Source organism: Mesorhizobium sp. B2-5-11, from assembly GCF_006440835.1.
In the GTDB taxonomy this organism is placed as follows: domain Bacteria; phylum Pseudomonadota; class Alphaproteobacteria; order Rhizobiales; family Rhizobiaceae; genus Mesorhizobium.
In genome coordinates this window covers 104284-117357 of sequence record NZ_VFUK01000004.1, presented here as the reverse complement: position 1 = coordinate 117357, position 13074 = coordinate 104284, and the positions used below count along the sequence as shown (strand labels likewise).

Sequence of the window (13074 nt, the reverse complement as noted above, 5' to 3'; positions counted from 1 at the left end):
TTCGGCCGGCGCGTCAGCGCGTCCAGAAATCGCGGTGCGGCGCGATCAGCTCGTCCTCGATCTCGGGGAAAGGGCCAAAGACCTCGATCTTCTTCTGGCCCGAGGCGAGGACTGTACGCGAGGGCAGGCTCATCGTCGGATTCTCGGCGTGATCGCCGGTGAGCGCCAGGAGCTTCGTCTCCTCGAAGCCGTAGACCAGGCGGCCGATATTGGCCCAGTAGAGCGTTCCGGCGCACATCGCACAGGGTTCGCCGGTCGAGACCAGCGTGCAGGACCAGAGGAAATCCGGCTCGTAGGCAGCCGCGGCGCGCCGGGCGAGCTCCGTCTCGGCATGGCGCACCGTGTCGAGATTTCCCTGGCGCATAAGCACGCGATCGTCCGGCCCGACCAGCACGCAGCCGAACGGATGATGGCCGTGCACGGCCGCCTCGCGAGCGACGGCGTCGGCGGCATGGAGGTGGGCGAGCATCTGGTCGCGGGTCATTGCGCAATCCTAACACGACGGGCGAGGAGAGGAACCGACACCCGGCGACCGGCTTCGTAGGGCTGAGAGTGCGCCGATCGGCGGGCATTGGCAAGCTTCGCCCGGCGGGCAAAACCCGAGCGCGGGCCATCGCCTGATCAGGCGAATGAGGTTTGAAGCACTGTTCTCCGCTCTCGTATCCCTGTATACGAAATTGAAATGATCTGTTTGAGGAATTGATGAGCCCACCGCCTGGAACCGTGCCGTTTTTCAGCCAGTGGGAGACGCCCGATATGACTTTGGCCGTCCTTGCCGATGGCGCCGAGGTGGCGCTGCGGCGCGATCCGCTGTGGGAGAACTCGGGCGCGCGCACACTCGACGAATACGCGCTGTGGGCCGCCAATGTCTGCGGCATGGCGTGCCTCAAGATGATCCTGGCGACGCGCGGCCAGATCGTGCCGACCATCGAACTGGCCAGGCGCTGCACCGGATATGGCGGTTATGTCGTCACCGAACGATCGATCAAGGGCCTGATCTACGCCCCCTTTGTCAGGTTCGTGAAGGCGGAATTCGGCCTGGAAGCGAAGGTGATGACCAGTGTCGCTACATCGGATATTCCGGCGATCCTCGGGCAGTCGCGCTTCTTCATCGCCTCGGTCAGCAGTTCGATCCGCTGGCCCGAACGCGAGCCGCCGTCCAAGGGCGGCCATCTGGTGCTGGTCATGTCGGCATCGGATGAAGGTTTTCGCTTTCACAATCCGTCCGGCCATACCGGCGCCACACAGGCGAACGCAGTGTTGGCGGCCGCCGATTTCGATCGCTTCTTTGCCAATCGCGGCATTGCCGTCAGCATTTGATCTTGTGGGATTTCGATGAAGGACAAGGCTTTTCAATGAAGAACAAGATTAGGGTCGCCGTCCTCTATGGCGGACGTTCGGCCGAGCATGACGTATCGCGCCTTTCGGCCGCCAATGTGCTGAAGGCCATCGACCGGACGCTTTACGAGGTGGTCCCGATCGCCATTTCCAGGGACGGAAGATGGCTGCTGCAACCATCCTCCGAGGCTGGCGACGACAGAGCCGGGGCACCGGTGTCTGAGGACGGCGTGGAGGTCGCATTGTTGCCCGGTGGCAGAGGCAGGCTGGTGGCCGCACGGGGCGGCGGAGCACAGCCCGACCTGCCGCCGGTCGACGTCGTCTTTCCCGTGCTGCACGGTCCTTTCGGCGAGGACGGCTCGGTGCAGGGCTATGCCGAGGTCGCCGACGTCGCCTATGTCGGCTGCGGCATTCTCGCCTCGGCCGCCGCCATGGACAAGGATGTCGCCAAGCGGCTGCTGCGCGAGGCCGGGCTGCCGGTTGCCCGTTCCGTCACCGTGCATCGAAACGATGTCGGGCCGTTCCAGGAGATCGCCGGCGCGCTCGGCCTGCCTTTCTTCGCCAAGCCGGCGCGCCAGGGCTCGTCGTTCGGCGTCAGCAAGGTGAACGACCGGGACGGCTTCGAACGGGCCGTCGAGACGGCTTTCCGCTACGACGGCAAGGTCCTGATCGAAGAGTTCGTCGACGGCCGCGAGATCGAATGCTCGGTGCTGGAGCGGGCCGACGGAACGCTGACCGTATCGCTGCCCGGCGAGATCATCCCGGCCGGCAAGCACGGCTTCTACACCTATGAAGCCAAATATCTCGACGCCGACGGCGCCGTGGTGAACGTGCCCGCCGATGTCCCGGCCGCCGTCGCCGACAAGGCAAGGGAGATGGCCGCGCGGGCTTTCCAGGCGCTCGGCTGCGAGGCGATGGCCCGCGTCGACTTCTTCCTGCGGGCTGACGGCTCGCTGCTGGTCAACGAGGTCAACACGCTGCCCGGCTTCACCGACATCTCGATGTATGCCAAGGCGCTGGCGGCGATCGGCATCGGCTACAGCCAGGTCATCGACGTGCTGATCGAGCACGCACTGGCGCGGCATGCCGCGCGAAAGTCCTGACGTTCGGCGCGGCATTGACGGCGGATCACGCGAAGCTAGTTAGATTCGAGCCCTTGGCGAGAGGAGAGCTTGCATGGAAGAACTGCATCGCGGCCGGCTCATCGATCATATCCAACTGGTGGTCAGGGACATCGCCGCCAGCCGCCGCTTTTACGAAGCAGTATTTCGAGTGCTCGATATTCCGATCGGCGGCAGCGCCGCCGATTATTTCTGGGCCGACGAGCTTTTCATTTCAACCGCCGACAGCCGCGCGGCTCGGGGAGAGTTGACCGGTCGCCATCACCTGGCATTCCAGGCGAAAGACCGCGCCATGGTCGATGCGTTCTATAAGGCCGGGCTGGACGGCGGCGGCAGGGACAATGGTGGGCCGGGTGAACGCCGGTACCACCCCGGCTACTACGCCGCTTTCCTTCTCGACCCGGACGGCAACAACATCGAAGCGGTGCATCACGGGGCGGCCAACCGCAGTGCCGCCTCGGTGAAGATCACGTTCTAGAATGCGCCGACAAGAGGCGGGTGGTTTTGCCTTGATGTGGCCCGTCCCGGCTTGATCCCAATCGGGTGGAGGAACTCGATCGATGCCAAGGCGACCCCACGCGGGGCGGGCCTTGAAGGCCATGTGAGGCATAGTTACATCAACCATTAAGCGTGCGTTTGCACGCGAATACAACGCTTTGGCCAAGCTTCATCTATGGAGGTTGTCATGGCAAATACACTCATGGAAGGAAAGAAAGGCCAGGACTGGCTCAATCTGGTCCTTGCCGTCTGCCTGTTCATCTCACCCTGGATAATCGGCTTCGCTGCTGAAACCGCTCCCGCATGGAACGCCTGGATTGTCGGCGTCGTGCTGGGCGCGGTGGCCGTGGCGGCGCTTGCCGCCTTCGCCGAGTGGGAGGAATGGGTAGGTGTCGTTCTCGGGCTCTGGCTGATCGTGTCGCCCTGGCTGCTCAAATTCATGGCGAACACGAATGCGATGGCCACCCACGTCATTCTCGGCGTGCTGGTGGTTGCCGTATCGGGTTGGGCCGTCTGGGACGTCCGTCACCCGCACGCACATGCGTGACCGCTGACCAAGGACGGGGCCGGCGCGCGAGCGGGGCCCCTTCCGGCTTTGAACGTCTGCCCATTGCGTTTGCCGCCGGCTGCGAAGGGCAGGGTCGCCGGCTTGCAATCTGAGGCCAGGCCATGGATCTCGACGGACCGAACGCCATATCCTGCACAGCATATCCTGCGTAATTCAGGGAGTTTTGAGCGTGACCCTCGCGCGGATGGCGGTTCTGGCAGCGGCCTTCATGGCCGCCGCGGCCGCCAGTCACTCTTCCGTGACCGCGGAGGCTACGGAGAAGGTCGCGTTGCGCGTCGTGATCGACGGCGCCATCGGCCCGGCGAGCGCCAGGCAGCTCAACGAAGCGCTGGCCAAAGCCGCCGAGCGGCACGCCGAAGCCGTTGTCCTCGAGATCGACACGCCGGGCGGGCTGGTCACCTCGATGCGCGAAATGATCGCCGATATCCTTGCCTCGCCGGTTCCCGTCATCGGCTATGTCGCGCCCGCCGGCGCGCATGCGGCAAGTGCCGGAACCTATATCCTTTATGCCACCCATGTCGCGGCGATGGCGCCCGGCACCAATCTGGGCGCCGCCACGCCGGTCGAGCTTGGCGGGTTGCCGTCCCTTCCCGGTGGCGACGAGAAGGACAAGGGCGACCAGAAGAACGCCACCGGGCCTCCGGCCGGCGACCCGATGATGACAAAGGTGACGAACGACGCGGTCGCCTTGATCCGTTCGCTCGCCGAACTGCGCGGCCGCAATGCCGACTGGGGCGAAAAGGCGGTGCGCGAGGCAGCCAGCCTTTCCGCCAATGCGGCACTTCAGGCACATGTAGTCGACCTCGTCGCCCGCAACACCGCCGAACTGCTCCAGCTTGCCGACGGCCGCACGGTCGAGGTGGCCGGCAAGCAACAGGTGCTGGCGACCAAGGGCGTGGCGGTCGAGACGCTCGATCCCGGCTGGCTGATCCGGCTTCTCGCCGTCATCACCGATCCCAACATCGCCGTCGTCCTGATGCTGGCCGGCGTCTACGGCCTCGTCTTCGAGTTCACCAGCCCAGGCGCCGTGGCGCCCGGCGTGATCGGGACCATCTGCCTGCTGCTCGGGCTCTATGCCCTCAATCTGCTGCCGATCAGCTATACCGGCCTCGCCCTGATGCTGCTTGGCATCGCCTTCCTCGTCATCGAGGCCTTCAACCCGACCGTGGTGCTCGGGCTTGGAGGCGTGGCAGCCTTCCTGCTCGGCGCCGCCATGCTGCTCAAGGTCGAGGGCCCGGGCTTCGAGATGTCGTGGGCGCTCATCGGCACCGCCGCGGCGCTGACGCTTGGCCTGGCGCTGCTGGCCGGCAGCTATCTGTGGAGGGCGCGCAGGAGCCTGCCGCGTGTCGGCGCGCAGGCCATGCACGGGCTGCCGGCCAGGATTCTCGACTGGTCGGGTAGCGAAGGCCATGTGCTCGCGCAGGGCGAGCGCTGGCGGGCGAAAGCCGATGAACCGCTCGCCCCCGGCGACAGCGTCGAGGTGGCCGACGTCAGGGATCTCGTGCTGACGGTCCGGCGCAGGAACAATGGAGCAAGGCAATGATCATCGGTTACGTCGCCTATCTGGTGCTCGCCCTCATCGTGCTGATCTTCCTGTCCGCCGCCATTCGCATCCTGCGGGAATATGAGCGCGGCGTGGTCTTCACGCTCGGCCGCTTCACCGGGGTGAAGGGCCCCGGCCTCATCCTCCTCGTCCCCTTCGTCCAGCAGATGGTGCGGGTCGACCTGCGCGTGGTGGTCCAGGACGTGCCGCCGCAGGACGTGATCTCGCGCGACAACGTCTCGGTGAAGGTGAACGCGGTGCTGTATTTCCGCATCGTCGACGCCGAGCGGGCCGTCATCCAGGTCGAGGACTTCATGGCCGCGACAAACCAGCTCGCGCAGACCACGTTGCGCTCGGTTCTCGGCAAGCACGAACTCGACGAGATGCTGGCCGAGCGCGACAAGTTGAACAGCGACATCCAGGAGATCCTGGACCAGCGGACCGACGCATGGGGCATCAAGGTGTCCAATGTCGAGATCAAGCATGTCGACCTCAACGAGAACATGGTCCGCGCCATCGCCAAGCAGGCCGAGGCTGAAAGGCTGCGGCGCGCGAAGGTGATCAACGCCGATGGCGAGCAGCAGGCGGCGGCAAAGCTGGTCGAGGCCGGCAAGATGCTGGCGCAGGAGCCACAGGCCATGCAACTGCGCTATTTCGAGGCGCTGCACGACATCGCCGGCGAGCGCTCGTCGACCGTGGTGTTTCCGCTGCCGATGGACCTGCTCACGATTTTCAACAAGCAGCCGGGCGCCGGGAAATAAGCTTGGGAGGGGTTTGGCAGCCCGGCCGCGGGCCGGCGAGCTCGGGACCGGCACGATCACCCGGCGATTCCCCGAAGTTGCGATCTCCACGCCAAGCGCTGCCGGTCCTTTGCTGTCAATTTTAGGAGTTTTATTCAGAATTCGGCAATATATAGCGGGCTTTTTAGCGGATTCATTGTTTTTAATTAGCTTAAGCTTTCGCTATGGATTCTCGACTAGGGTGACGGCGAAATGATCGAGAGCCCTGACGGCGTGGCGGCTTGCCCGGCCAGTCAGGTCAATCGCCTCCTGCAAGTCAAGCTTCGGTTGCATAAATGAGTGGGCCCATGTCGATTGCCGGCATCATCGAAAGGATCCTGGACAAGTTGTCCGGCTCCAGCCTGCTTGCGGCCGGCCTCTTGCTGCTGACCGCGCTGGGCAGCGCCCTGATCGCCTATTGGCGGACGGCGGAGCGCAAGAGCTTCAGGGAATTCTTCGATTTCGTCTTTCCCAACGAGATCGTCACGCATCCCTCGGCGCGGGCGGACCTGCTTTTCTGGATCACCCGCAAGGCGATTATGCCCTTCCTGATGCTGCCCGCGGGCGTGACCTTCGTCGTCGCCGTCGGTTACGCGACGAATCGGACGCTGGCGGCACTCCTCCAGATCGAGCCGCCGCTGCTGCCGGGACCGCCGGGAGCGGTGACGATCGTCATCTTCACGGTGACGATGCTGATCGCCTACGACATATCCTATTACCTGTACCATGTGGCCCAGCACCGCTTCCCGTTCCTGTGGGAACTGCACAAGGTGCATCACTCGGCGGAGGTGATGGTCGGGATCACCAAGGATAGGGTTCATCCGCTCGACGAGCTCATGAACCGCGCCTGGGACGGCGTCATACCCGGGATCTGCTTCGGCATCTGGACCCTTTTGTCGCTTAACCTCGTCGAAGTGACGATCTTCGGCGTCAACGTCTACGTCATGCGCAATATCCTGATGATGGATTTCGTCAGGCACACCCATTTCAAGATATCGTTCGGGCCGCTCAACAACATCGTGCTGTGCCCGCATTGGCACCAACTGCACCACAGCGTCGATCCAAGGCACTACGACAAGAATTTCGGCTTGCTGTTCTCGTTCTGGGACCGGCTATTCGGAACGTTGTGCGTGCCCAAGCCCGATGAGGATTTCAGGTTCGGATTGATGGAACGCGGCGCGCGCGACTATCAATCCCTGTCGGGGCTTTACGTGCTGCCGCTCAAGAAGATGTGGGGGCACATCGCCCGGCGGTTTCGCCGCCGCGCTTCGTCCGAGCCGACACGGAGCCCGCAGCCATGAACGCTCACGCCGCGATCGAGGGCCCGAAGGCCGGCGCTTTGGAGATCGTCACCTCCGAGGAGCGCCTCGCGTCGGTCGGGCCGGCCTGGACGGAGCTGTGGCGCCGGGCGGAGGGGCTGATCTTTCAAAGCCACGCCTGGGTCACGGCGTGGTGGCAGACGGCCCCGGACCGGGAGCTGCGTGGTCTCAGGATCGGCCTCGTCTGGAACGGTGACCGGATCGACGCCGTCATCCCGCTGGCGACGGTGCGGCGCAAGGGCGTCAACGTCCTGGAATGGGCTGCCAAGGACCACAGCGACTATGGCGACGTGCTGGTCGCGCCGGACTGCGATCCGGCGGCGGTCGCGGCGCTATGGCAGGAAATTTCGGCCGCGGGCGGCTTCGATCTCGTCTATCTGAACCGCCTGCTGCCGGACGCCGCGATGCGCACGCTGCTTGCTCCCGCTTCGGCGCCCAAGATGGCGCTGCGCCCGAACCGCCGCAGCGAAACCAGCTTCCGGGTCGCCGGGCCATGGCGTACGGGCGCGGACTGGTTCGGGGAACAAACGAAGAAGATGCGCCAGAATTATCGCCGTGGCCGCAAATTCCTCGAGGAAGGCGGCGAAGTGCGGTTCCGCCTCATGTCGCCGGACGAGCCGATGCAGCCCGTCCTCGACAGGCTCGCCGAGTTCAAGCGCAAATGGCTCGCCGCGCGCGGACACGAATCCAACCTGTTCGATGAGGGTTCGCCGGCCCTGGCCGCGCTGGTCGCGGTGCTGGCCAGGGAAGGGCTCCTGCATGTCTTCGTGCTGGAATGCGCCGGGATGGTGGTGGCGGTCTCGATCAATTTCGTCCAGCGCAACACGATGATGGCCTTCGTCACGACCTACGATCCGGATGTCGAACGGGCGTCTCCCGGCATGGTGCTGATGATGGACTACATCCAGTGGTCGATCGACAGAGGGCTGACGATGGTCGACTTCCTGTGCGGCGGCGAGGACTTCAAGCGGCGCTTCGCGACCCAGTCGGTGACGCTGGATTCGGTGCTGGGAACAAGGACCTTGCGCGGAACACTCGCCGCGCTGGCGGACCGGACCCTGCACGCCGGCAGGGAGCTGCACCAGCGGTTGCGGCCTGATCCTCGGCAAAAGCCGGCACCGGTGGAATAGGCCCGATTCACCGGCGACGTGCGAACCGAGGTTTGACGCTGCTGGCAGGACGGACCTGCCCGAACCGGCAGCCTATCGGTCGATCATCATCATGGTGCGGTCGCCGTAGCGCGGGCCGGAGACCTTCCCCGGGGCCAGCGCGTCGTCGAGCGCCGCCATCTCGGCGGCCTCCAGTTTCAGCGACGCAGCGGCGACATTTTCTTCCAGATATTTGATCCGCTTGGTGCCGGGGATCGGCACGATGTCGACACCGAAGACGTTGCCCTTCTCCAGGAGCCAGGCCAGCGCGATCTGCCCTGGCTTGACGCCTTTGGCGGCGGCGATGTCGCGGACCTTTGCGGCGGCCTCGACATTGGCGTCATAGTTCGCACCCTGGTAGCGCGGGTCGCCGCGGCGGTAATCGCCTTCCGGATAGTCCTCGGCGCGCTTGGCGCCGCCGGTCAGGAAGCCGCGGCCGAGCGGTGAGAACGGCACCAGGCCGATGCCGGTTTGCCGCAGCAGGGGAATGATTTCCGGCTCGAGATTGCGCTCCCACAGCGAGTACTCGCTCTGCAGCGCCGAGACTGGAAACACGGCGTGCGCCCGCTGGATGTTCGCGGCTCCCGCCTCCGACAGGCCGAAGAAGCGGACCTTGCCCTGTTTGACCAGTTCGCCGACCGTGCCGGCGACATCCTCGGCCGGCACGGCTGGATCGACACGGTGCTGGTAGAGAAGGTCGATATGGTCGGTGGCGAGCCGCTTCAACGACCCTTCAACCGCCGCCCTGATGGTTTGCGGCCTGCTGTCGCGTTCGGTGCCGACCTGCCGGCCATTTTCGATGCGAAAGCCGAATTTGGTGGCGATGGTCACCTGGTCGCGCTTGCCCTTCAAGGCGCGGCCGAGCAGCGCCTCATTGGCGTAAGGGCCATACACCTCGGCGGTGTCGAGGAAGGTGCAGCCGAGTTCGATGGCGCGGTGCAGCGTGGCGATGGATTCGGCTTCGTCGGCCGGGCCGTAGGACTGGCTCATGCCCATGCAGCCGAGGCCGATGGCCGAGACCCGCAGCCCCTGGCTGCCGAGCTTGCGTGTGTCGAGCGTTATGGCGTGTTCTCCAGAGGGGGGAATTCAAACACCATATAGCGCGCGCGCTTAATTTCCACAGGTAGGCGGCGTCCAGCGGGCTCGCCCGGCCACCGGAGCCCTGATGCAGGTCGCCCGAAATGACTTAGCGCGTCGCCTCAAATCTGTTCAGACGAGGCGCTTCAGGGCAGGGGCCGGTCCGCCGGGGCGGCCGTTGACATGAGCGTCCGGCAAGCGGTCGATCATGGTCAGGCCCTCGAATTCGATGGCGGCTCCAAGCAGTTGGGCGGCCGCCAGGACCAGGTGCTCGACGTCCTCGAGAGCAACGTTTTCGTCGAGGTTCCTGAGCCTGATCCGTTCGGCCACCGCGGTGATGTTGACGATGCCGTACGTCCTGAAAGCCGTCGTGACCGCGGATTGAACGTCATCGCGCAACCGCGTCGAGTAGTCATACCGCATCGAAACCTCCTGGACTGGTTTTGCCTTTGTAGCATGCGCCTCGCATCGGCGTCTGGCAAGCGAAAATATGAAAATAGTCGATATATATCAGTTAGTTAGCATGGTTACGCAAAGGCGCACCCGACGCTTTATAGTCATCATGAGCAGGATGGGGAGGTCGCGTATTTGCCGACCTTGACGTGTTAGGATTCCTATCCTAATTATTAGTGGAATGAGACAGATACTCATTCGCGTATTGGGTTTTGCGAGGAAGTGCCGTGACTGAACTGGAACGTCCTGAACGCTTGCAGGTCATGCTGACCGCCGATGAACTGGCGGCATTGGAGAACTGGCGCTTCGACAAGCGCATGCCGAGCCGCTCGGCCGCGGTCAGGGAGCTCTTGCGGCGTGGCCTCGCCTCGGACGGATTCCTGGCGGCGGAGCAGGGCGTCAAGTCCCAGGACTTCGGACTGCTGTCCACCCCGGGCGGCAACGGCAATGTGGGCGACGGCCATTCTGACTGAGGCGCGGTGACATTCAGGTGATGCCGGCCCGCAAGGACGGGTTCCGCGCTTCCGGTGCCCATGGACTTGAATGTCCGCTCTGTCCTGGTGCTCGAAAACCATTTTGTATGGTCGCTGGCGTCTCCGATGCCGGCCGCCCTGATCTGCGGAACGACCTTCCCCTCGATCACTCCAGCCGGCGAGGCGATTTCGATGAAGTTGAAGCAGCAGGCCGCTTCAAGGTGATTGCCTTGTCCGGCGCACGCGTTATCTAGTGGCTATAGGCTGACACCTGGCGGGGCAATGGCTGACATAGCAAGCGGTGAAAAACAGGACGCAACGGCCGATGCGCAGCTGGCGGCGATCGTCGATTCCTCCTTCGACGCCATCATCAGCAAGGACCTGAACAGCATCATCAAAAGCTGGAACCAGGCGGCCGAACGCATGTTCGGCTACAGCGCGGAGGAAGCGTTGGGGCAGTCGATCCTGATGCTCATCCCCGACCACCTCAAGAACGAGGAAACCGAGATCATCGCCAAGGTCCGCCGCGGCGAACGCCTCGCGAGCTACGAGACGACGCGAAAGCGCAAGGACGGCACCTTCATTGCCGTTTCGCTGACGGTGTCGCCGATCAGGAACGCCAGCGGCGAGATCGTCGGCGCCTCGAAGATCGCCCGCGACATCAGCGCCAGCAGGGAGAACGAGCGCCGGATCAAGATGCTGATGCGCGAGGTCAACCATCGCGTCAAGAACCAGTTTGCGGTGATCCTGTCGATGGTCAGGGAAACCAGCAAGCGCTCGCAGGACCCGCGCGAGTTCGAGGAGATGATCCGCGCCCGCATCATGGCGCTGTCACGCTCGCACGATCTGCTGGTCACCTCGAACTGGGCGGGAGCCAGCCTGTTCGACCTGGTCCAGGAACATCTCAAACCGTTCGGCCGCGAGGAGCAGATACTGCTTTCGGGACCGCTGCTGACCTTGCAGTCGAATGCGGTGCAGAATCTCGGCATGGCTTTCCACGAGCTCGGCACCAATTCGTCCAAGTATGGAGCGCTCGCCAGCGATTCCGGCCGGGTCGAGGTGACCTGGAGCATGAGCGACGACGCTCTGGCCGAACGCGAATTCCAACTTGTCTGGGAGGAGCGGTCGCCCCCCTATAGCGGCGGCGACGAGCGCGACGACACCACGCGCAAGGGGTTCGGCACCGTTGTCCTGCAAAGGGTGGCGCCGCAGTCGCTCGGCGGGTCCGCCGTGATCGAGCGCTCGCCCGGCTATTTCAGATGGACGCTGAACGCGCCGCTGGCGTCGATCATCGTGCCGCAGCACCCTATGGAAGACGCCGGCCAGACGATCGGCTTAGGCATCTGAAAGCCGCCGCCGTGGCCAAGGCGCGCCGCATTTGCGGATTCAGGGGGCTAGAGGATGTTGGCCGTCACCTCGACGATGATCGCAGCTCCTTCGAGCGAGCCGTCGGGCACATGCACGACACGCGAAACGCGCAGGTCCTGGGCGTTTCCGTCGACGGACAGCGAAACGCTCTCGCCGATCCGGGGCACGGCCTGGAAAACGGCCTCGATCGATTGAGGCCGGTTGTCGATGGATACGCGGCAGGTGACGGTCATGGGCATCTCCTGTGGCGGCCACCCCACGCGTCAACGCCGGCCCCTCGGAATGGTTTCAGGCAGGGATGCGGCAATCCCCGAACGTCGATGCCGGCGCCTGGCCGACCGGTCAATTCGGGAAATTGTTGACCGGCTCCTCGCAGCGGTAGACCGGACAGTGCCCGTCGCGGGCCGGGATATAGGCCGACATCGGCACTTCGGGCCAATCGCATTCATTGCCGAACTGCCTGACATAGCGGTCATAGGTATTGGGGCCGGTGGTCAGCACGACGGCGCGGTGGCTCTGGATCATGGCGCGGATCTGCGCGCAGCTCATGGCGCGGCTGTCGGGCCGGGCTTCGGCCAGGCCGGTGGCGGCAAGCATGGCAGCCACGGTCGGCAACAGGATTCGAACGGACATGGCGGTCTCTCCAAGGCATGATCCGCAACGCCGGGCGATTAAGCTTGGTTGCGGCATGCCGGGGAGATTCGCACTTTGTCTGGCGGTTGCGCAACAGCCGGCGTCTTCTCTTGCGAGGGACGGCGCGGGCGCGCAACCAAATCGCGCCTCGCGCATTGCTGGGCATGCTCGGCAGGAAGCCTTACCAGACCCCGCGATGGCCGCCCGGGAACAGGGAGCGCGAAGCCATGTGCTGTTCGTTCTGCGGCGGCCGCGACCACGGCTACGAGGACTGTCCGCAAAGGCCGCCGTCCGACAATCCGGCCGAGCCGAACTTCGGTGATCCGCCGGGCGACGATCTGATCAAGAGCGGCCCGGGCGAGGGCGGGCAGGGGCGCATAGGAATTTCGCGGCCCGGTCGCCCCGCGCATCAATGAGCGTGCGCTTCGTTGCGCTTGCGGGTCGCGGCTGCCTTCCTGGCCGATGCCGACCGGCTCCCCGCCGAACGCGAGGCGGAAGCCTTGCCGCCCTTTTCGCCGCCCTTGTGCGCGGCGGGATGGCCGGTGTGCTTGCCGCGGCCGGAGCCGCCCTCCTTCTTGCCGCCGCCATCATCCTTGTTGACGGTGGCCCAGGCGCGGCGCTCGGCTTCCTTCTCGGACACGCCGCGATGCTCGTAGCCCTCGGCGATGTGGTCTGCCTTGCGCTCCTGCTTGTCGGTGTATTTCGATTTTTCTCCACGTGGCATGGCTCTGCTCCCGGGTTCATCCGATGCCCCTG

General features: G+C 64.5%; 17 protein-coding genes. 11 read left to right on the top strand and 6 right to left on the bottom strand.

The window, feature by feature from the left end; translation table 11 throughout:
• Positions 1–13: 13 nt before the first annotated feature.
• Complete coding sequence (locus tag FJ490_RS14420) at positions 14–484, bottom strand: nucleoside deaminase (protein ID WP_140582381.1); 471 nt, start codon at positions 482–484, stop codon at positions 14–16.
• Between the two features lie 218 nt (positions 485–702).
• Here FJ490_RS14420 and FJ490_RS14415 point away from each other — a divergent pair, with 218 nt between their 5' ends.
• The 8 genes from FJ490_RS14415 (at position 703) to FJ490_RS14380 (ending at position 8296) form a co-directional block, all read left to right on the top strand.
• Positions 703–1320, top strand: coding sequence for a C39 family peptidase (locus FJ490_RS14415; RefSeq protein ID WP_140728456.1), 618 nt, complete (start codon positions 703–705; stop codon positions 1318–1320).
• A gap of 35 nt (positions 1321–1355) precedes the next feature.
• A complete protein-coding gene (locus tag FJ490_RS14410) occupies positions 1356–2441 on the top strand; it encodes a D-alanine--D-alanine ligase family protein (protein WP_140515992.1) in 1086 nt (361 codons plus the stop codon).
• Positions 2442–2514: 73 nt separating this feature from the next.
• Positions 2515–2937 carry a VOC family protein gene (locus FJ490_RS14405; protein WP_140500011.1) on the top strand — a complete coding sequence of 141 codons (423 nt, stop codon included), beginning with the start codon at positions 2515–2517 and terminating at the stop codon, positions 2935–2937.
• A 207-nt stretch (positions 2938–3144) separates the two neighbouring features.
• Positions 3145–3504, top strand: a complete 360-nt coding sequence (locus FJ490_RS14400; RefSeq protein WP_140500009.1) for an SPW repeat protein — start codon at positions 3145–3147, stop codon at positions 3502–3504.
• 190 nt (positions 3505–3694) lie between these two features.
• The gene (locus tag FJ490_RS14395; protein WP_140728457.1) at positions 3695–5068 is read left to right on the top strand and encodes a nodulation protein NfeD; all 1374 of its coding nucleotides are present in this window, start codon (positions 3695–3697) and stop codon (positions 5066–5068) included.
• Positions 5065–5829, top strand: coding sequence for a slipin family protein (locus FJ490_RS14390; RefSeq protein ID WP_140623014.1), 765 nt, complete (start codon positions 5065–5067; stop codon positions 5827–5829). The genes FJ490_RS14395 and FJ490_RS14390 overlap by 4 nt, the downstream gene beginning before the upstream one ends.
• A gap of 326 nt (positions 5830–6155) precedes the next feature.
• Positions 6156–7148, top strand: coding sequence for a sterol desaturase family protein (locus FJ490_RS14385; protein ID WP_140500004.1), 993 nt, complete (start codon positions 6156–6158; stop codon positions 7146–7148).
• Positions 7145–8296: a GNAT family N-acetyltransferase gene (locus FJ490_RS14380; RefSeq protein WP_140728458.1), complete on the top strand. Its 1152-nt coding sequence runs from the start codon at positions 7145–7147 to the stop codon at positions 8294–8296. The genes FJ490_RS14385 and FJ490_RS14380 overlap by 4 nt, the downstream gene beginning before the upstream one ends.
• Before the next feature lie 72 nt (positions 8297–8368).
• Here FJ490_RS14380 and FJ490_RS14375 read toward each other — a convergent pair whose 3' ends face one another.
• Entirely contained in the window at positions 8369–9376 is a 1008-nt protein-coding gene (locus tag FJ490_RS14375; RefSeq protein ID WP_140500000.1) for an aldo/keto reductase, read from the bottom strand.
• A gap of 147 nt (positions 9377–9523) precedes the next feature.
• Entirely contained in the window at positions 9524–9814 is a 291-nt protein-coding gene (locus FJ490_RS14370) for a hypothetical protein (RefSeq protein WP_224519116.1), read from the bottom strand.
• Between the two features lie 257 nt (positions 9815–10071).
• On the opposite strand from FJ490_RS14370, the gene FJ490_RS14365 reads away from it, so the two are divergent.
• Together FJ490_RS14365 and FJ490_RS14360 are read left to right on the top strand one after the other, a co-directional pair.
• Positions 10072–10317 (top strand): hypothetical protein, encoded by a 246-nt coding sequence (locus FJ490_RS14365; protein ID WP_140499998.1) that lies wholly within the window; start codon positions 10072–10074, stop codon positions 10315–10317.
• A 282-nt stretch (positions 10318–10599) separates the two neighbouring features.
• Positions 10600–11664, top strand: coding sequence for a PAS domain S-box protein (locus FJ490_RS14360; RefSeq protein ID WP_140499996.1), 1065 nt, complete (start codon positions 10600–10602; stop codon positions 11662–11664).
• A 47-nt stretch (positions 11665–11711) separates the two neighbouring features.
• Here FJ490_RS14360 and FJ490_RS14355 read toward each other — a convergent pair whose 3' ends face one another.
• Both FJ490_RS14355 and FJ490_RS14350 read right to left on the bottom strand, forming a co-directional pair.
• Positions 11712–11918, bottom strand: coding sequence for a hypothetical protein (locus FJ490_RS14355; protein ID WP_140728459.1), 207 nt, complete (start codon positions 11916–11918; stop codon positions 11712–11714).
• A 109-nt stretch (positions 11919–12027) separates the two neighbouring features.
• The gene (locus tag FJ490_RS14350) at positions 12028–12318 is read right to left on the bottom strand and encodes a hypothetical protein (RefSeq protein WP_140521515.1); all 291 of its coding nucleotides are present in this window, start codon (positions 12316–12318) and stop codon (positions 12028–12030) included.
• Between the two features lie 227 nt (positions 12319–12545).
• Between FJ490_RS14350 and FJ490_RS14345 the strand changes: the two genes are divergently transcribed.
• Positions 12546–12734 carry a hypothetical protein gene (locus FJ490_RS14345; protein WP_140728460.1) on the top strand — a complete coding sequence of 63 codons (189 nt, stop codon included), beginning with the start codon at positions 12546–12548 and terminating at the stop codon, positions 12732–12734.
• Here FJ490_RS14345 and FJ490_RS14340 read toward each other — a convergent pair.
• The gene (locus FJ490_RS14340) at positions 12728–13042 is read right to left on the bottom strand and encodes a plasmid stabilization protein (protein ID WP_140499991.1); all 315 of its coding nucleotides are present in this window, start codon (positions 13040–13042) and stop codon (positions 12728–12730) included. The genes FJ490_RS14345 and FJ490_RS14340 overlap by 7 nt on opposite strands.
• Between the last annotated feature and the right edge of the window lie 32 nt (positions 13043–13074).

Bases quoted from the DNA above. Each gene is read 5' to 3' on its own strand.
- FJ490_RS14420 (WP_140582381.1), bottom strand. From the start codon at position 484: ATGACCCGCGACCAGATGCTCGCCCACCTCCATGCCGCCGACGCCGTC.
- FJ490_RS14415 (WP_140728456.1), top strand. From the start codon at position 703: ATGAGCCCACCGCCTGGAACCGTGCCGTTTTTCAGCCAGTGGGAGACG.
- FJ490_RS14410 (WP_140515992.1), top strand. From the start codon at position 1,356: ATGAAGAACAAGATTAGGGTCGCCGTCCTCTATGGCGGACGTTCGGCC.
- FJ490_RS14405 (WP_140500011.1), top strand. From the start codon at position 2,515: ATGGAAGAACTGCATCGCGGCCGGCTCATCGATCATATCCAACTGGTG.
- FJ490_RS14400 (WP_140500009.1), top strand. From the start codon at position 3,145: ATGGCAAATACACTCATGGAAGGAAAGAAAGGCCAGGACTGGCTCAAT.
- FJ490_RS14390 (WP_140623014.1), top strand. From the start codon at position 5,065: ATGATCATCGGTTACGTCGCCTATCTGGTGCTCGCCCTCATCGTGCTG.
- FJ490_RS14385 (WP_140500004.1), top strand. From the start codon at position 6,156: ATGTCGATTGCCGGCATCATCGAAAGGATCCTGGACAAGTTGTCCGGC.
- FJ490_RS14380 (WP_140728458.1), top strand. From the start codon at position 7,145: ATGAACGCTCACGCCGCGATCGAGGGCCCGAAGGCCGGCGCTTTGGAG.
- FJ490_RS14370 (WP_224519116.1), bottom strand. From the start codon at position 9,814: ATGCGGTATGACTACTCGACGCGGTTGCGCGATGACGTTCAATCCGCG.
- FJ490_RS14360 (WP_140499996.1), top strand. From the start codon at position 10,600: ATGGCTGACATAGCAAGCGGTGAAAAACAGGACGCAACGGCCGATGCG.
- FJ490_RS14355 (WP_140728459.1), bottom strand. From the start codon at position 11,918: ATGACCGTCACCTGCCGCGTATCCATCGACAACCGGCCTCAATCGATC.
- FJ490_RS14350 (WP_140521515.1), bottom strand. From the start codon at position 12,318: ATGTCCGTTCGAATCCTGTTGCCGACCGTGGCTGCCATGCTTGCCGCC.
- FJ490_RS14345 (WP_140728460.1), top strand. From the start codon at position 12,546: ATGTGCTGTTCGTTCTGCGGCGGCCGCGACCACGGCTACGAGGACTGT.
- FJ490_RS14340 (WP_140499991.1), bottom strand. From the start codon at position 13,042: ATGCCACGTGGAGAAAAATCGAAATACACCGACAAGCAGGAGCGCAAG.